This window comes from Micromonospora sp. U56 (assembly GCF_018070095.1).
GTDB classification, from domain to species: Bacteria; Actinomycetota; Actinomycetes; order Mycobacteriales; family Micromonosporaceae; genus Micromonospora; species Micromonospora purpureochromogenes.
Genome location: NZ_JAGPYL010000056.1, coordinates 1 through 17,155, shown reverse-complemented (window position 1 = coordinate 17,155; position 17,155 = coordinate 1). Strand labels below are relative to the sequence as shown.

The following is a 17,155-nucleotide window of genomic DNA, read 5'->3' as shown; positions in this document are numbered from 1 at the left end:
ATGGCAACCGCCGTCACCACCGCTCGGCCGGTCAACCGCCGTCGCCGCATCCGCCGCTTCATGCCACCGCAGCACGGCGCCTGGGCGATGCTGCTGTTGCCGTACGTCGTCGGGGTCGCACTGGTCGGACCGCGCTGGCCACACCTGCCCCTCCTGGGCGCCTGGCTGGCCGGCTACCTGCTGTCCTACTACGCCTTCCAGGCCATCAAGACCCGCCGGCCGCGCCGCTTCGCCGACCAGCTGCTGGCGTACGGACTCGGCACGGCGCCCCTCGCGGCAACGGTGGTCCTCGCCCGACCTGCCGTGCTCTGGTACGCCCCGATCTACGCCGCGCTGCTCGCGGTCAACGTCGGGTACGCCTGGAGCCGGCGCGAGCGAGCCCTGCTCAACGACCTCGCCTCCGTGGCACAGAGTTGCCTGCTGCTCTTCATCGTGGCCGCCATTGCCGAAATGTCCCCCGCCCGTGTCGTGCCCGCGTTCGTGACACTGCTGCTCTACCTGGTCGGCACCGTCTTCTACGTCAAGACGATGATCCGAGAGCGGGGGAACGCGCGCTACAACCGCCTCTCGGTCGGCTTTCACCTGGCCGCCCTCGCCGTGGCGGCCTGGCTCGATGCGCTGCTCGTGCCGGTCTTCCTGCTCCTCCTGATCCGGGCAGGGGTGCTTCCGGCGCGTCGGCTCCGCCCGGCGCAGGTCGGCGCGATCGAGATCGTCTGCTCCCTGCTCGTCCTCGTCGTGGTGCTGATAGCCCTGTAGCGACCGGCATCGTTCCGGCCCCGCCCTGCGGTGGCCGCGGGCCTTGACCGGTAGCGGGCGTTGAGAGACTCGATCGCGTTGGTCGAGCAGATCACCTTGCGGATGTCCACGTCGTAGTCCACGAACGGGATGAACTCGCCCGCCTCCACCAGCCTTCGGGTGAGGAGGCCCGCCGGGCCGGAGCCGCAGAGCTTCCAGCGTGACCCTATCCGTGGCCGGGTCAGCCAGCGGCGGAATCGCCGAGGTGGCACCGGCGGGCAGCCGCAGGGGCGATGGTGGAGACCTGAGGCGGTGGCCGGAGGGCCAGGGCCCAGCCGCCGATGCCCCGGGCGATGAGTGTGGCGCCGTGGCGGACGCGGGCAGGTTCGGGAGGCGAGGCAGGTGCACCACGGCGAGGGGCAGCCGGGCCACGCGGGCGGTGGCGGCGCGGGGACGCACCCGCAGCACGACAAGCACGCCGGCCACAGCCCCGAGATGTTCCGCCGACGGTTCTGGGTGTGTCTGGCGCTGACCATCCCCGTCGTGCTCACCAGCCATCTGGTCATGGACTGGCTGGGCTACTCGCTGGACTTCCCCGGTGTCTCGTGGGTCGGCCCGGTGCTCGGGTCGGTGGTGTTCTTCTACGGCGGCTGGCCCTTCCTCGTCGGCGCCGTACGAGAGGTCCGCGACAGGGCGCCCGGCATGATGCTGCTGATCGGGATGGCCATCACCGTGGCGTACGTCGCGTCCGCAGCCACGACCATCGGCCTGTTCCGCTTGGACTTCTGGTGGGAACTCGCCGCTCTGGTAACGATCATGCTGCTCGGCCACTGGCAGGAGATGACGGCCATCGGCCAGGCCCGTGGCGCGCTGGCCGCGCTGGCCGCTCTGTTGCCCGACGAGGCTGAGCGGATCGGTTCGGACGGCGCCGTCCAGCGGGTTGCGGTGGCCGATCTACGGGTGGACGACATGGTGCTGGTTCGCCCGGGCGGGCGGGTGCCCGCCGACGGGCACGTCGTCGAGGGCGGCGCCGAGCTGGACGAGTCGATGATCACTGGCGAGTCGAAGCCGGTCCCACGCGGGGTGGGGGACCGGGTTGTCGCCGGCACGGTGGCCACCGACTCGGCGATCCGGGTCCAGGTAGACGCGGTGGGGGAGGACACCGCCCTGGCCGGCATCCAGCGGCTGGTCACCGAGGCGCAGGCAGCTGGCGGGCGGGCGCAGGTGCTGGCCGACCGGTTCGCCGCGTGGCTGTTCTACATCGCCACCGCCACCGCGCTGGTCACCCTTGTCGTCTGGTCCACGTTCGGCCAGATCGACCAGGCCGTCGTACGCACCATCACCGTGCTGGTGATCTCCTGCCCGCACGCCCTCGGCCTGGCGATCCCCCTGGTCATCGCCCTGTCCACCAGCGTGGCGGCCAGCGCCGGGATCCTGGTCAAGGACCGGCTCGCGCTGGAGCGCATGCGCACCGTCGACGCGGTGCTGATCGACAAGACCGGCACCCTGACGAAAGGACAGCACACCGTCACCGGGGTCGCCGCCGCCGACGGTACCGAGGAGGACGAGGTGCTGCGGCTGGCCGCCGGGGTGGAGGCCGACAGCGAGCACCCCCTCGCGCGGGCCATCGTCGCGGCCGCCCAGCGGGTCGGGCCGGCGACCGGCTCGGACTTCCGGTCGCTGCCCGGCCGCGGGGTGCAGGCCACCGTGGCGGGGGCGGCGTACGCGGTGGGCGGGCCGGCGTTGCTGCGGGAGCTGCATGCCGACGTCCCTGAGAAACTGCGCCGGGCCGAGGAGGCGTGGTCGGCGCGGGGCGCCGCTGTGCTCTATCTGGCCCGCCTCGACGGCCAGCCCCGGCTGGTCGGTGCGCTGGCGCTCGAGGACGAGGTGCGCCCGGAGGCGCGGCAGGCCATCGCGGAGCTGCGTCAGCTCGGGATCCGGAAGATCGCGATGATCACCGGTGACGCCCGCCCGGTCGCGGACGCCGTCGCGGCCGATCTCGGGTTCCGTCCCGGGGTGGACGAGGTCTTCGCCGAGGTGCTACCCGCCGACAAGGACGAGATCGTCGCCGGCCTGCAGCAGCGCGGCCACCGGGTGGCGATGGTCGGTGACGGCGTCAACGACGCCCCCGCCCTCGCCCGCGCGGACGTCGGACTGGCCATCGGCGCCGGCACCGATGTGGCGATCGAATCCGCCGGGGTCGTCCTCGCCTCCTCCGACCCGCGCGGCATCTCCGCCACCGCCCGGTTGTCCAAGGCGTCCTACCGGAAGATGATCCAGAACCTCATCTGGGCGGCCGGCTACAACGTCATCGCCATCCCCGTCGCCGCCGGCGTCCTCGCCTGGGCCGGTGTGGCGCTGAGCCCGGCCGCCGCCGCCGTGCTCATGTCCGCCTCGACCATCGTCGTCGCCCTCAACGCCCAGACTCTGCGCTGGGTGCACCTCACGCCGGAAGTCCACTGAGACCACGTGCTGCGGCTCCCGTCGGTCGCCACGCTGGCGCTCCTGTCGGTGAACGACCCCATGGCGGGGCAGCGGCTGAGCGCTCCCTGAACGTCCGTCAGGCCTGGTAGGCCAAGTTGATCATCATGCCGGTTTCGGCGTGATAGATGTTGTGGCAGTGCGTCATCCACTGGCCCGGGTTGTCGGCATCGAAGTCGACCGAGACGGTCTGCTTCGGGGTGACGATGACGGTGTCCTTGCGGACGCCACCTCCCACGACGGCGAAGGTGTGCCCGTGCACATGCATGGGATGGAACATCGTTGTCTCGTTGACGAGCTCCAGCCGCACCCGCTCGCCCTGTTTGACCAGCAGCGGATCCAGCTTGTCGAAGGTGGCGCCGTTGATGGTCCAGCGGTAGGGCATCATCGAGCCGCCCAGCACCAGACGGTGCACCCGGTCGGGTTTGCGGTTGTCCAGCGCCACGTCGTCCGCCGCTTTCAGCGCGGCGGTCATCAGCACGCGCCGATCCAGCTCGGCCGGGCGGACAGTGGCGTTCGGAACGCCCCCGACGCCGGTGCGGACCAGGGCCATGCCCTGCCCGCCTTTGCCCTCCGCGGCCGCTACCAGGGGGAACACTCCGTCACCCAGTTCCACCGTGACGTCTGCCCGCTCGCCCATCCCGAGCACCAGGGCGTCCGAGGTGGTCGGTGTGACCGGGAAACCGTCGGTGTGGGTGACGGTGAGCCGGTGCCCGCCGAGGGCCACCCGGAATGCGGTGTCGGAGGCGGCGTTGACCAGGCGGATCCGCACGCGCTGGCGTGGCCGCCCGGTCAGGGTGACCGGGGCGCCGGGCACCCGTCCGTTGATCAGATAGTGGGGGTAGGTGACGTCGCCGGCGCCGCCGAGCAGCGGGGAGGTCATGGTCTCCATGCCGTCCATCGCCATGCCGGACATGCCTGGCATCGGCGTGCTGCCCATGTCGCCGTGGTTCATCCCGCTCATCCCGCCCATGTCACCGTGACCGCCCATGGCCTGCAGCGAGGAGAGCACGTCGTCCGGTGTGCGGCCGGTCCCGTCGATCCAGTCGTCGAGCACCACGATCCACTCCGCGTCGTACCGGCCGGACTCGCGTGGATCCTCGACGACGAGCACGCCGTACAACGCGCGGTCGAGCTGAACCCCGGAGTGCGGGTGGTAGAAGTAGGTGCCCGGATCCGGCGCGGTGAACTCGTAGGTGTGCCGCCTGCCCGCCGCGACGGGGTCCTGCGTGACGCCCGGCACGCCGTCCATGTCGTTGCGCAGCGCGACACCGTGCCAGTGCACGCTGGTCATCGCCGGCAAGCTGTTGACCACCTCGACGCGCAGCAGGTCACCCGCCCGCGCCCGGATCAGCGAACCCGGGGCGCTCTCCGCGTAACCCCAGGTCTGCACCGACTGACCCCCAAGATCAAGGGTGACTGGGCGCGGGTTGAGCGTCGCGGTAACGGTGCCGCCTCCGGCACGACGCCGAGCGGCCTCCGTACGGGCCACCACGTCGCTCGTCGGACCGACCAGCCGGGTGCCGTCGAACACTCCACCGCCCCAGGCGGCCACCCCCGCGGTGCCCACGAGACCGGCCGTGCCAGCGATCCCGACCAGCAGCTGACGTCGATTCAGGGTGGGGCCCATTGCTGCTCCTTGAGTGCGGTGATGGTCTGTCCGCACTGTCCCTCTCGACCGCCGCGAGCTGCCACGCCTCACCCGCTTCTTCAGGGAATCTTCATGATCCGACCCGGCGGGCGCCGGCCCCGGGTCGCGTGGGCGACCTGGGCCAAGAAGGGGCAGGATTGGTCGGGTGGGTGGACGTGTTCTGGTGGTCGACGACGAGCGGAGCCTGGCCAAGGTGGTCGCGCGTTACCTGGAGCGGGACGGCCACGAGGTGGGCTGCGTCTTCGACGGCCGCTCAGCGGTGACGGCGGTCCGCCGGGACGCCCCCGACGTGGTGGTGCTCGACCTCGCGTTGCCGGGACTGGACGGCGTCGAGGTGTGCCGGCAGATCCGTACCTTCACTGACTGCTATGTGATCATGCTCACCGCGCGCAGCGAGGAGACGGACAAGCTGGTGGGACTCGGCGTCGGGGCCGATGACTACCTGACGAAACCGTTCAGCCCGCGGGAGCTGGTGGCCCGGGTACGGGCGATGCTGCGCCGCCCGCGCGTCGGTCAACGCGAAGCCGGCCCGGCGCAGCAGCCGCCGCGCACCCTCGGCGCGTTGCGGATCGACGTGACCGGTCGCGAGGTGTGGGTCGGCGGCGAGAGAGTCGATCTCACCCGGACAGAGTTCGACCTGCTGGCGGCCCTGTCCGCCCGGCCCGCCGCGGCCTTCACCCGCCGGCAACTCATCAACGCCGTGTGGGATGCCGACTGGGTCGGTGACGAGCACCTAGTCGACGTTCATGTGGGGCACCTGCGCCGCAAGCTTGGCGACGACCCGGCAGCACCGCGCTTCATCCGCACGATCCGCGGCGTCGGCTATCGGATGGGGCAGGGATGAAGCCCCAAGTCCCGCGCGGTCTGCCGGCCCGGCTCTTCGCCGCGCAGGCGCTCGTCGTGCTCGTCGGCGCGGGCACCCTCGGGCTTGTCGCCGCCGCGCTCGGGCCGGCGATCTTCCGCGATCACCTGCGGCAGGTGTCCGGGCCCGTCGAACCGGCCACCGCACATCACGTCGAGGAGGCGTACACCTCGGCGAGCGTGCTCGCGCTCGGGACGGCGTTGGCCGCCTCGCTGATCGCCGCCCTCGCCGTCAGCGCCTATGTCGCCCGCCGGCTCGCGCAGCCGGTGGAACAACTCGCCGCCGCTGCCGCCGACGTCAGCCAGGGCGATTACACCGCCCGGGTCACCGTCGCCGGCCTCGGACCGGAGTTCGACACCGTGGCCACCGCCTTCAACACCATGGCTGTCCGGCTGGCAGAGGCGGAGACCACCCGTCGGCGTCTCCTCGCGGACCTCGGGCACGAGTTGCGCACACCGTTGGCGACCATCGAGGCGTACGTGGACGCGGCCGAGGACGGTATCGCCGTGGAGGGCGAGAGCACCTGGAACGTCCTGCGGACCCAGACGACCCGGCTCCGCCGCCTCGCCGAAGATGTCGCTGCGGTGTCCCGCGCAGAGGAGCACCAACCTGACCTGCGTCCGCGTCCGATAGCCGCAGCCGAGGTGGCCAGCGCGGCCGTCGGGGCAGCTCGGCCCCGCTACACGGCCAAGGGCGTGGCACTGCGTGAGACGGTTGAAGCGGACGTCGGTGACGTCGACGCCGACCCGGAGCGGATGGGCCAGGTGCTGGGGAACCTGCTGGACAACGCGCTGCGCCACACCCCGCCGGGTGGGCAGGTGACCGTTACCGCCGGCAGGCATCCGGCGGGCGTGTGCCTGTCCGTCAGCGACACCGGTGAGGGCATCAGCTCAGCTCACCTGCCGTACGTGTTCGAACGCTTCTACCGCTCCGACACCGCCCGCGACCGCGACCACGGCGGCTCCGGCATCGGTCTGGCCGTGGCCGGGGCGATCGTCATGCAGCATGGCGGGCGCATCGACGCCGCTAGCGCAGGCCCGGGCGCCGGCGCCACATTCACGATCACACTCCCACGAGCCGGTACGCACCGCCCCGTGGAATAGCGTGACGGCGCCGCCCCGATTTCGCGGTGGGGCGGCGCCATCCGTCAACGCAGCGTGTCCAGACGCCGGTGGTACTCCTCGGCGTCCAGTTCGCCGCGTGCGTAGCGTTCGGCCAAGATCCGGCGTGCGGAGTCCTGCCCCGGCGGCGCCGGCCGGCGGTTGTAGCTGGCGGCAATCCAGATCGCGGCGATCACGAGCAGGACCAGCAGGAGCCAGCCGATCATCATGGCGCCCATTGGCCAGACCCAACCGTTGCCGTGCATGGGGATTCCTTTCTCGTACAGCGGGCGCTCGCGCCTCGACGCCTTCGCAGCTACCTCGCCGGGACAGGTCGCCTACCCCATCCGCGGCCGCGGTCACCTCGGCCGCGGATCCGTCCCGGTGTGCGACGCGGCGACTTCCTGCTCCTGGTGTTGGCCGTGGCCGTCGTGACTGTCGTGGCCGCCGTGGCCGCTGTGCATTCCCTGCAGCTTCACGATGCGCCCGCGCCACCAATCGGTTCGACGGTCGCAGGGTCGGACCACGGACCGAAGGTCCCTACCCCATCCGAGTACGGGGGTATCGGAGCCTGGAAGGCGACGTGAGCGTCGGGTGCCTGGCCCGCAGTGGGCGACCAGGTGAGTTTCCGGTCGGTGGAGCGCAGGATTCGACCATCGACGCCGATGGGGTGCAGGCACTCTCGGTCCGCCCAGTCCAGCAGCAGGGTGATGGGCCCAGGCGACGGCTGCCAGGTCCGGCCACCGTCGGTCGACCGCTGAAAGCCCTGTGGCGTGCTCCCCAGAATCGTCCGGCCGTTGCGGAAGCGGAGCCCCCTGCCGTAGTGAATCGATCTCGGTGTGTAGTTTTCCCTGCTCAGAGGCTAGTCTGACCGAGATTGGATGACCGGTTTCTGCCACTTCTGAACGCTGTTCGTGGGAGGGTCAATGCTGCCGCGCCGCCCGTCGTCACAGGTGCAGCGGTCCCTCCTTGCCGCCCTCCTGGCGGCGCTGGCCCTAGTCGGGTCGGGAATGCCGTCGAAGGTCTGTCCGTCCTCCGCCTCGGCCCAGTCCAGGCTGCCTACACCTCACCACGCCTCCTCGGTGGAAAATCCGAGCCTCTCCGCTGGCAGCGGGTACGACAGATCCTCTTTCTCGGTCAGCCCTCGTCGGGCGAAGTGCCCAGGCCCGGCCCTCAGCGCAGCCCTCCTGTGCTCCCGGTCCTGGCACGAGTCGGTCACCCCCCAACAGTGCCGGTCGGCCAGCAGGTGGGCCGACGGTAGCCCTGATTCGTCCAGCCGCGAGCCGTCGCCCGGCTCGACGTGCCTCGGCGGCCCGCCGCCCTCGGCCGCAGTCGGCTTGTCGGTTCTGCGCATATAGGCGCCCCGGACAGCGCCGGGCCTCGACCGGCTCGTGCGCACTCCCGTGGTGTCCGTGAACGCGTAGACGATGAGAGGCATGCTGTGGCGAAGTACCTTCACCACGCCCAACGCGGCGTGGCACATCACCCTGTCCCCGGCGCGGCAGCGACCGCGCCGACTCCCGAGCACCTGGTGGGCAACACCCCGGTGCTGTGGATACCGGATCTGACCGGATGCAGCGAGGCCGGCTTCTGGGCAAAGCTGGAAGGCCATAACCCGGGCGGAATCAAGGACCGGCCGGGACTCCATCTGCTTTACCGGGCGCGCAGGCGGGGAGAACTCGAGCCGGGCGCCCGGGTTGTCGAATCCACCTCCGGCACGCTTGGGCTCGGGCTGGCCCTGGCTGGGATGCTCTACGGCCACCCGGTGACCCTGGTCACGGACGTGGGAATGGAGCCGCACGTGCGGCGGCTCCTGACCGCCTACGGCGCTGAGGTCGACATCGTCGACCAGCCCCATCCTCACGGCGGGTGGCAGCAGGCGCGCCGGGACCGCGTCGCGCAGTTACTGGCGGAGCATCCGGGTGCGTGGTGCCCGGACCAGTACCACAACCCTGACAACGTCAGGGCTTACGAAGGGCTGGCATGGGAACTGACCGCCCAGCTCGACCGGGTGGATGTGCTGGTTTGCAGCGTCGGCACCGGCGGGCACAGCGCAGGCGTGTCGCGTGTCCTGCGGACCATTTATCCGGACCTGCGGCTCATCGGTGTCGACACCGTCGGGTCAACAATCTTCGGTCAACCGGACCGGCCGCGGCTCATGCGTGGACTGGGTAGCAGCATCTACCCCCGTAACGTCGACTACCAGGCATTTTCCGAAGTCCACTGGGTGGCTCCGGCCGAGGCGGTGTGGGGGTGTCGGCGGCTGGCCGCCGCCCGCTACCTCACCGGCGGGTGGAGCGTGGGCGCGGTAGCCGTCGTGGCCTCATGGGCGGCCCGCACCCAGTCCCGCGACACCCGGGTGGCAGCCATCTTCCCCGACGGCGCCGCCCGCTATGTCGACACCATCTTCCATGACGACTACTGCCGCCGGCATCAGCTGCTCGACCGGCCGCCCGCTCTGCAACCCGATCACCTCGGGCACCCACGGGAACGGGAGGTGACCCGCTGGACCCGCTGTACGACGATCGTCGACCCGGCCCCGCTTCCACCTGCTGACCCTGCAATGACGCGGCCCTCACAATCCGATACGGGCCGGACGAGCACCGATTCTGGAACCACTCGCGACCCGGAGAAACTCCAGTGAAGGGCACGTGGAGGCAGATGAGGTCGTTCGACCGGTGCCTGCAGCTGCTGATGGTGAATCAGTTCGGCATCAACCTCGGCTTCTACATGCTGATGCCGTATTTGGCGAATCATCTCTCCTCAGGGCTGGACATGGCCGCTTGGACCGTGGGCCTTGTTTTGGGCGTACGCACGCTAAGCCAGCAGGGCATGTTCCTGGTGGGGGGGATGCTGGCCGACCGGCTCGGCTACAAGCCCATGATCATGCTGGGCTGCGGGTTGCGGACAGTCGGCTTCGCGCTGCTGGGGGTCGCCTCCGACCTCCCTGTGCTGCTGGTGGCGTCGGTGGCCACCGGACTTGCTGGCGCGTTGTTCAACCCGGCCGTGCGGGCGTACGTCGCGGCGCAGGCCGGTGAGCGCCGCGTGGAGGCATTCGCTGTGTTCAACGTCTTCTACCAGGCGGGGATTCTGATCGGCCCCGCCGTCGGGCTTGCATTGATCAGTCTGAACTTCCGGGTTGTCTGCCTGACCGCGGCGACGATCTTCCTGGTGCTCACCGTAGTGCAGGTGCGCGCGCTACCGGCGCGATCCGCCGGCGCGCAGGTTGGTTCGCAAGCTGGCCTCAGCGGGGTCCGGGCCGATTGGCGGGAGGTGATCGGCAACCGGCCGTTCCTCATGTTCTCCCTCGCCATGGTCGGCTCCTATGTGCTGTCATCGCAGATCTATCTCGCGCTGCCGCTGCAGGCCGCTGCGGTGCTGGGAGGGCACGGAGAGGTTGGAAGCAGCGCCTTGTTCGCACTGTCCGCTGTGGTAGCGGTCGTCGGGCAGGTCCGGGTCACTGGATGGGCCCGTCAGCGCTGGGACTCCGGGCGAGCGGTAGCCATCGGCCTGGCGCTGATGGCGATGGCGTTCCTGCCGTTGGCAGCGAGCGGCTGGATTCAGAGCCCTAAGAGCTCCATCGGGGCGGCGGTGGCTTTCCTTCCCGCTCTAGCTGCCACCGTGCTGCTGACCCTGGGCACCGTGATGGCCTACCCGTTCGAGATGGACACCATCGTGGTGCTGGCCCGCGAGCGGCTCGTGGCCACCCATTACGGGCTCTACAACACCTTCGCCGGCATCGGCATGACCGTTGGCAACCTCGCCACCGGAGCAATCTGGGGGCTGGCCCAGCAATGGGACCTACCCGCTCTGCCGTGGGTAGCGTTGGCCGCGACAGGCGCGGTCTGCGCCACCGCGGTGGCCCGGCTGGCCCGCTCGCGTCAACTCGGGGCGGGGTCCGTACCGCTAACCCCACTGCCAACCGCCACTGTTACCCAGGGAGCCGGGCCACGATGACAAACGCATGATCCCTGGCGCCCCCACCTCGGCGCAGATCGATCAGATCCAGGCCGACATCGTGAACGCGGTGACGGACGGCCGCGCCGTCCTGGCGAACACCGTCGGCACTGGTGTCGACACCGATGGCGGCTGGCACTCCTTCCCGGGCGGCCACTACATCGCCGTCGTCGGCTACAAGGACAACCGCCGGAGCCGTGCGGATCGCCGACTCGGCGAACCCACGACCGCGGCTTGCTGGATGACCACTGTCGACCTGGCGAACTGGATGGCGACCCGGGCTACTCCGCCTGATCCCGCTCCGGCTCTCGGGCACCGGCTCCGCACAGAGAGCCGGTGCCCGAGGTGGCATCTCCCCACTGAAGCCAGCACCTTTCACCGCTGGTAGGCCCGCCGCAGCGCCGTCGGAAACCATCCACGGGCGCCACGGCCGGCCGGGCAGGTTGCCGCCGCCGCTGCCCGCACCAGATCCGTGCCAGCGATAAGGCATCGCCTGTGGTGTGTCCGGCTGCGGAGACGTATGTACGTGTCGCTGCTGTTGCAACGACCCGCCCTGCCGCGGCTGTCCGTCTCAGCCATGAGCGTCACCCGAGGGCCGCTCGGGCGAGGGGTCCGCCCGCGGCAGAGCCACTAGCCGAGGACAGGGGCCCCGCTGCCTGCCGAGTCACCTCTTCACTGTCGTGGCGACGCCGAGTGGATCTTCTTGGAGGGACGTGACCCAGTCATCTCATATTGCTGACGCCGCCGCCCGTAGCGGGTCATGCCTTGTGGTTTGAGGACCGACAGCGCTGCGGCGGTGAGCAACAGGACCAGGGCGGCGCCCGAGTGCAGCACGACGGACGGCGTCCGCAGCATCACCAGATCTGTAGGCGACAGGGTGTCCTGCGCCGCGATGCCCGCCAGGTAGTCGAGCGTCCCGGTGTAGAGCAGCAGGACGACCGTGGCGAGGACGGTCATCGCGAGTTTCAGCAGGACCCAGTGGTGTCGGAACAATCCCCAGGCGGTGCCAAGGGACTGCACGAGTCCGGTGAGCAGTGAGGCGAACGCCAGCGGGATGAGGACGGTCCAGCCAATGACCTGCGTCGCGAGATGCGCGGCACGCACGATGTCGACGTCCTGGCTGGTGGTCGCGGTGATGGCGAGCGCGAGGACGACGATGACCGCGCCGAGCCAGCCGACAGAGGAGGTGATGTGCGCGATAAGCGTCAGCTTGCGCAGGCGGGGCGTCATCGGCCCTCACTGGAGGCGCGGCCGTCGATGGGGCTGGACCCGATGAGGCCGGCGGAAGATGAGTGCATGTGGCGTCCAGGACCGTGGCCGCCGGTGAGGAGCAGGGCGACAACAAGGACGGCCACCGCGACGCCGATGATCCAAAACACCTTCACCCAGCGGGGCGTGCTGGTGCGGGGATCGCCACTGGGTCGTACATCGCGGGAATTGGCGTCGCTGCTCTCCGGGTGAGGCATGGCGGTGTCCCAATCTTGTGCGGCGCTCAAGGTGACGGCCTTTTACGATACACCATGTCTCTAGGCTGGTCAGCTCGTTAACTAGGCGGCGTCACGTATGCTCTATGGGTGCCTAGGCTGTGGAACGACACGATCGAGGCGCATCGCCGCGCGGTGCGCGACGCGACCCTGGACGCGACCGCGGCGCTGGTGGCAGAGCACGGGCTGACCTCGGTGACGATGTCGCAGATCGCCGAGAAGACCGGCATCGGTCGTGCGACCTTGTACAAGTACTTCCCTGACGTCGACGCGATTCTGGTCGCGTGGCATGAACGTCACATCACCAACCACCTCGCACATCTCGCCAAGGTCCGGGACCACGCCGATGACGCGGGTGATCGGCTCAAAGCGGTGCTGGAGGCTTTCGCGCTCATCTCACACGGGCATCACGACACCGAACTCGCGGCGCTCCTGCACCGAGGGGAGCACGTCGCCCGAGCCCGGCAGCACCTACACGCCTTCATCCGCGACCTGCTCGCCGACGCCGCCGCGGCAGGCGACATCCGCGATGACGTCGGCCCCGACGAACTCGCCAGCTACTGCCTCCACGCCCTGACCGCAGCCAGCAGCCTGCCGTCCAAGGCGGCGGTCCATCGACTCGTGACGGTCACCCTGACCGGGATGCGCCCTCCGGGCTGACCACTCTGATGCCGTCCCAGGCACCGTGCGGAGAGCCCGAACTCTGAGGTGGAGCAAGGTCGCCGGATCCGGCATCGGATGGATGACGTCCTGCGGTATGGCCGCGGCGGGCAGCGGAGAGTCGTAGCGTGCCGGGGTTGGACAGCGTGCATCTGCCCCGCCGGCTGCTGCTGGCCGGACTCGGCTCCGCCGCAGTGGCGACCGCGACCGCCTGCACCTCCAGCGGAGCCACGTCTACGAGGAGTCGGCCAAGCGCCCCGCCAACGGACGCTGCCCACACCACGCGCGTCCGAGGGGGGTACGGCCCCGGCGCCTACGGCGACGGCGGCCCGGACCTGCGCACCACCATCGCCGCCTGCCCACCGAACTCGAACGCCGCGACGACACCCGCCGGGGCCCTACGCCGCCGCGATCGCCCGATGGGAACTCCTGCTCGCCCAGCCCGTCCCCGAACCGACCCAGACCGGCTGCCACGGCAAACCCGTCCTCGCACCACATCCGTGCAATGGCTCATGGGCCTCGACGGAGGCTGGGTCACCGACCTCGACCTGCCCCGCACCGCCGCACTCCGCGTGCTCGGCAACGGTGTCGTCCCCCAACAGGCAGCCGCAGCCCTACAGCTGCTGCTGGGCCCACACCGCTGGCAGCCCACATGACCAACCCCTGCGCAACCTCGCCGCCTGTCGGGCGTACCGGCACCTAGCGTGCGTCGGCGTGTGGGGCACCGAGCGTTCTGCAACGGGCCGAACCGGGCCCTTTCGCTAGTGGTGGTGGTGCCGGTGCACCACGGCGTGGCCCTTGCCGCGGCGGATCAGCGCCTGGTTTACCGGCACGGTTGCGACGAACGCCACCGCCAGAGCCAGGGCCAGCGACAGCCAGAACAGCCACGTGTCCAGGCCGGCGTCTATCGCGCCTGGGATGGATAGCATGATGAGGTTGTCGACGATCTCCATCACGGTGATCGAGACGGTGTCGGCGGCGAACGCGACCCCGATGGCGGCACCCAACGCCAGGCCGGAGCGCAGCACCGGAATGATGGTCAGGCTGTAACCGAACACGAACGCCAACGCGACTGCGAGCGCGATACTGGACCCGTGGGGCCAGCCCATCGCGATGCCGATGACCAGGCCGAGGACCTCCCCGATGGCGCAGCCGGTTAGGCAGTGTCTCGTCGCCGTAACGGCGAGCCGGTTAAGTTCGCGCCGGCCCTGGGTGGTGTCCGGGTCCACGTTGTGGCCGTGCACCGGGTGCTGGGCCTTCGCCTGATAGACGTGCCGGTCGGTGTCCTTGTCGGCGTGCCGGTCCATGCTCTTCTCCTAGCCGACGCCACCTCGGTGCGTCCGTTCGCCGCGGCTACTGCCGAGACGGCGGCGTCGAAACGCGTCGTGCTTTTCCGCAAAGCAGCCGGGCATGCGTCCGGCGCGCCCCGTGGCGGGGACTCCTACCTCTGCGACAGAACAGACGTCACTGCGGAAACGGCGATCCAGCCCGTCCGTCTGCACTGCCGGCTCCTCGATATCGGCCACCGCACCCTCGATGACTGTGGCTGTGGGGACCCGGCCCGTGCCGCCGAGCGGGACCGCCACCACGCCTGCGTCGAGGTCGTCAAGCGCGCTTGGCCGGAGGACGGGGCCGTCTACGCCTCGCCGTGAGCTCTTGCGACCCTTAGGGCAGCGAACCGTCGTCCGGGGACGCATGCGGGGCAGGCTGTCCATTCCGGCGGCGTTGTCCGCGTGCACCTGTGCGCCGCCAGGGACGCGCGACGACCAGGGCCAGTGCGAGGACGGCGCTGAAGCCAAGGCCGGTCAACATCCACCACCGTGCGCGCTTCTTGCCCTCTTCGGCTGTGACCAGGGTGCCGACAGATGCGGCGGGATCGAGAGCGAAGCCCCAGTCGAGCAGGGCTATCGCCTCACCCAGGCTGCCCAGCGGGGCGGTCTCCGCGCCGAGCAGGGTCACCGCAAGCCGCCGGCCGTTCTGTTCGGCCACGCCGACATATGTCTGCCGAGCGAGTGAGGTGAAGCCCGTCTTCCCACCCAGCATGCCCGGATAGCGGTCCAGCAAGGTGTTGTCGTTGACGAGCTCGATGGCGGGCTGTCCCTGCTGCGCTGGTACCTGCGCCACCCTGGTCGCCATGTATCGCCGAAAGTCTTCGCGGGCGAACGTGGCCCGCGTGATGAGCGCGAGATCGTATGCGCTGGTGTACTGGCCGGGGCCGTCCAGGCCCGACGGCGTCGCGGCATGGGACTGGTTCGCCTGCAGGCGGCGCGCTTCATCGTTCATCGCGTTGACGCCCCCCTGCCTGCCTCTTTCGCCGCCGCCGACGCGGGCCAGCACGTTGGCCGCGTCGTTCCCCGACTTCATGAGGAGCCCCAGCCACAGGTCCTCGATCGAGTACCGGCCCCCCTCGACCACCCCCATCAACGAGCTGGCCGGGTCGAGGTCGGCCAGATCCTCCCGCTTCACCTCGACGACCTGCTCCGAGTCAAGGCGCGGCATCAGCGCTGCGGCCAACAGCAGCTTCTGCACGCTGGCCGGCGTGCGCCGATCGTGCGGGGCGCACCCTCCGAGCACCTCACCACTGTTGAGGTCCGCCACCACCCAGGCTGTGGCGGTCACGGCCGGCGCCATCGGCGCACCCTCGGGGATCGCCAACCCTGACGTCGCCAGCGCATCCCCGCCCACCTTCCGATGGGCGAGGTCGACCGCTGGTGGCGACGGTGTGGCCGGTGGGGTTATCGGCGGCTGCGCCTTCGGGCACGGTACGGCCGGCGCAGCGCTCGCCGGCATCGGTGACACAACTACAGCAGGCGCAAGCAGGACGATGCCGAGTGTGACGCCAACAACGCGAAAGGTAGTCACGTTGAGCACCGTAATCCCCGACGAGTCGAACTCGGCCGGGTTGGGGAAAGCAGCCGCGCGGTAAACGGAGCTTTGGTAGCAGGCACTCCTGGGAGGACTCCTTTGGGCAAACCGTCAACGATCGCGCGTCCTGTTCCCGGTGTCGGGGTGACTTCATGCACGTGGCATCGAGTCATGCGGCGGTGGTTATCGGCCGGTTCGACCAGAACGACAAGCATGCGACGCGCTGGGCAGATCTTGGCCTGGATGACATGCGGGTCACGCCCTCCGGTGACCTGGTGAGGTGAGCGGATGTTGCGCACCGACTTCGTCTCCAGGTCCTGATCGAACAGGATCACCCCGCCGAGACCGTCTCGGACCGCCTTGATGATCCAGTCGTTGCTGTTCGACTGCTCACCGCGGAAGCCGACCACGAGCAGACTGCCACCTTTCGGCGTAGCGCAGCCCGCATCGCCGGCGGAGCGTGTGGGGGTTGCTGATGGCGTCGCCGGACGGGAACTGCGCGACGTAGCCCTGCTCGACTCACATGCGGTCAGTGCCGCCAGTGTGGCCGAGCCCGCTCCTGCGCTCGGATCAGGTACTGCAGGGCCTGCACGGCCTTGACGACCGTGGTGAGCTGGCCGGGTCGGCCGCGGAAGTTGTTGGCGAGTACCCGCCAGCATTTGAGCTGGGCGTTGGCGCGTTCGCCGATGCAGCGCAGGCCGGCTTGGACGCGGTAAACAGCTGGGTAGCGTGACGCTTCAATGCGCCCGGACGGCAGGGCCCGCGTGCGACAACGCGGACCCTGCCTCGCAGGGCTGCCGATCACGCAGCCGGCGTGCGGACCGTGCGCCGGTCTGCCGGCGCGAAGACGACGCGGGACCGTACCTGCCGGAATCCGGTGCGTTCCAGCTCCGCCACCACCGCCACCCGGTGAGCGTCCGCGTCGGCGACGACCTCCCGGGCGCCACCGTCTGCCAGCACGCGGACCGCCTCGGCCAGCAGCTCGCCCCGGACCGCCTCGTCGAGCAGGCCGAGGTAGGCGACGAGCGGGTAGCAGGCGTCCCCGGCCGTGCCGACCAGTCCGACCGGCACGCCTACGGCATCCAGCGCGATGAGCCAGGCCTCGGCCGGGCTGTTCAGCCAGGCCAGCGGGTCGGTGGCCAGGTCCACGCCGCCGACCGCCTTCGCGACCTCCACGCCGGTGAGCACGTCGGGCTCGGCGATGCGGGCGACCAGGGCGTTGATCTCGGCCGTGTCGGCGGCCGGGCGGAACGTGTACCGTCCCGACAACGCCGGCAGCGGCGCGCCCGTCCAGGTGAACCGCATCCCCTCTCCCGACTCGACCAGCCCGGCGAGCCGGGCCGCCGCCATCGGCGCCGCG

14 protein-coding genes and 2 pseudogenes are annotated in these 17,155 nt (G+C 70.1%); 8 read left to right on the top strand and 8 right to left on the bottom strand.

Annotation, left to right across the window (positions count from 1 at the left end):
• Positions 1-756 carry a YwiC-like family protein gene (locus tag KBX37_RS19195; protein ID WP_210777317.1) on the top strand — a complete coding sequence of 252 codons (756 nt, stop codon included), beginning with the start codon at positions 1-3 and terminating at the stop codon, positions 754-756.
• A gap of 40 nt (positions 757-796) precedes the next feature.
• Here the strand turns inward: KBX37_RS19195 and KBX37_RS19190 are convergent.
• Positions 797-893: pseudogene (locus tag KBX37_RS19190) on the bottom strand (transposase); the annotation flags it as partial.
• Positions 894-1,137: 244 nt separating this feature from the next.
• Here KBX37_RS19190 and KBX37_RS19185 point away from each other — a divergent pair.
• On the top strand, positions 1,138-3,198 hold the full coding sequence (locus tag KBX37_RS19185) for a heavy metal translocating P-type ATPase (RefSeq protein ID WP_210777316.1): 2,061 nt from the start codon (positions 1,138-1,140) through the stop codon (positions 3,196-3,198).
• A gap of 97 nt (positions 3,199-3,295) precedes the next feature.
• On the opposite strand, the gene KBX37_RS19180 is transcribed toward KBX37_RS19185, so the two are convergent.
• Entirely contained in the window at positions 3,296-4,846 is a 1,551-nt protein-coding gene (locus KBX37_RS19180) for a multicopper oxidase family protein (protein ID WP_210777315.1), read from the bottom strand.
• 166 nt (positions 4,847-5,012) lie between these two features.
• Here KBX37_RS19180 and KBX37_RS19175 point away from each other — a divergent pair, with 166 nt between their 5' ends.
• On the top strand, positions 5,013-5,711 hold the full coding sequence (locus KBX37_RS19175; protein WP_210777314.1) for a response regulator transcription factor: 699 nt from the start codon (positions 5,013-5,015) through the stop codon (positions 5,709-5,711).
• Complete coding sequence (locus tag KBX37_RS19170; RefSeq protein ID WP_210777313.1) at positions 5,708-6,832, top strand: ATP-binding protein; 1,125 nt, start codon at positions 5,708-5,710, stop codon at positions 6,830-6,832. Before KBX37_RS19175 ends, KBX37_RS19170 begins: the two co-directional genes overlap by 4 nt.
• A gap of 44 nt (positions 6,833-6,876) precedes the next feature.
• Here the strand turns inward: KBX37_RS19170 and KBX37_RS19165 are convergent, their stop codons facing one another.
• The gene (locus KBX37_RS19165) at positions 6,877-7,095 is read right to left on the bottom strand and encodes an SHOCT domain-containing protein (RefSeq protein ID WP_247658460.1); all 219 of its coding nucleotides are present in this window, start codon (positions 7,093-7,095) and stop codon (positions 6,877-6,879) included.
• A gap of 1,175 nt (positions 7,096-8,270) precedes the next feature.
• On the opposite strand from KBX37_RS19165, the gene KBX37_RS19160 reads away from it, so the two are divergent.
• The 3 genes from KBX37_RS19160 to KBX37_RS19150 are packed head-to-tail and all read left to right on the top strand — an operon-like array spanning position 8,271 to position 11,174.
• On the top strand, positions 8,271-9,473 hold the full coding sequence (locus tag KBX37_RS19160; RefSeq protein WP_307849125.1) for a PLP-dependent cysteine synthase family protein: 1,203 nt from the start codon (positions 8,271-8,273) through the stop codon (positions 9,471-9,473).
• Entirely contained in the window at positions 9,470-10,786 is a 1,317-nt protein-coding gene (locus tag KBX37_RS19155) for an MFS transporter (protein ID WP_374103798.1), read from the top strand. Before KBX37_RS19160 ends, KBX37_RS19155 begins: the two co-directional genes overlap by 4 nt.
• Before the next feature lie 7 nt (positions 10,787-10,793).
• Positions 10,794-11,174 carry a C39 family peptidase gene (locus KBX37_RS19150; RefSeq protein WP_210777311.1) on the top strand — a complete coding sequence of 127 codons (381 nt, stop codon included), beginning with the start codon at positions 10,794-10,796 and terminating at the stop codon, positions 11,172-11,174.
• A gap of 284 nt (positions 11,175-11,458) precedes the next feature.
• Here KBX37_RS19150 and KBX37_RS19145 read toward each other — a convergent pair whose 3' ends face one another.
• Entirely contained in the window at positions 11,459-12,016 is a 558-nt protein-coding gene (locus KBX37_RS19145) for a DUF2269 domain-containing protein (RefSeq protein ID WP_210777310.1), read from the bottom strand.
• A 344-nt stretch (positions 12,017-12,360) separates the two neighbouring features.
• Between KBX37_RS19145 and KBX37_RS19140 the strand changes: the two genes are divergently transcribed.
• A complete protein-coding gene (locus KBX37_RS19140) occupies positions 12,361-12,930 on the top strand; it encodes a TetR/AcrR family transcriptional regulator (RefSeq protein WP_210777309.1) in 570 nt (189 codons plus the stop codon).
• A gap of 761 nt (positions 12,931-13,691) precedes the next feature.
• Here KBX37_RS19140 and KBX37_RS19135 read toward each other — a convergent pair.
• The 4 genes and pseudogenes from KBX37_RS19135 to KBX37_RS19120 all read right to left on the bottom strand — a co-directional run.
• Positions 13,692-14,237 carry a DUF4396 domain-containing protein gene (locus tag KBX37_RS19135; protein WP_210777308.1) on the bottom strand — a complete coding sequence of 182 codons (546 nt, stop codon included), beginning with the start codon at positions 14,235-14,237 and terminating at the stop codon, positions 13,692-13,694.
• Between the two features lie 358 nt (positions 14,238-14,595).
• Positions 14,596-15,792: a D-alanyl-D-alanine carboxypeptidase family protein gene (locus tag KBX37_RS19130; RefSeq protein ID WP_374103797.1), complete on the bottom strand. Its 1,197-nt coding sequence runs from the start codon at positions 15,790-15,792 to the stop codon at positions 14,596-14,598.
• On the bottom strand, positions 15,789-16,205 hold the full coding sequence (locus KBX37_RS19125; RefSeq protein ID WP_210777307.1) for a hypothetical protein: 417 nt from the start codon (positions 16,203-16,205) through the stop codon (positions 15,789-15,791). Before KBX37_RS19125 ends, KBX37_RS19130 begins: the two co-directional genes overlap by 4 nt.
• A gap of 391 nt (positions 16,206-16,596) precedes the next feature.
• Positions 16,597-17,155 (bottom strand): annotated as a pseudogene (locus KBX37_RS19120) (acetyltransferase); the annotation flags it as partial.

Coding starts and splice junctions, on each gene's coding strand:
- KBX37_RS19150 (WP_210777311.1), top strand. CDS start 10,794: ATGATCCCTGGCGCCCCCACCTCGGCGCAGATCGATCAGATCCAGGCC.
- KBX37_RS19135 (WP_210777308.1), bottom strand. CDS start 14,237: ATGGACCGGCACGCCGACAAGGACACCGACCGGCACGTCTATCAGGCG.
- KBX37_RS19180 (WP_210777315.1), bottom strand. CDS start 4,846: ATGGGCCCCACCCTGAATCGACGTCAGCTGCTGGTCGGGATCGCTGGC.
- KBX37_RS19145 (WP_210777310.1), bottom strand. CDS start 12,016: ATGACGCCCCGCCTGCGCAAGCTGACGCTTATCGCGCACATCACCTCC.
- KBX37_RS19165 (WP_247658460.1), bottom strand. CDS start 7,095: ATGCACGGCAACGGTTGGGTCTGGCCAATGGGCGCCATGATGATCGGC.
- KBX37_RS19195 (WP_210777317.1), top strand. CDS start 1: ATGGCAACCGCCGTCACCACCGCTCGGCCGGTCAACCGCCGTCGCCGC.
- KBX37_RS19170 (WP_210777313.1), top strand. CDS start 5,708: ATGAAGCCCCAAGTCCCGCGCGGTCTGCCGGCCCGGCTCTTCGCCGCG.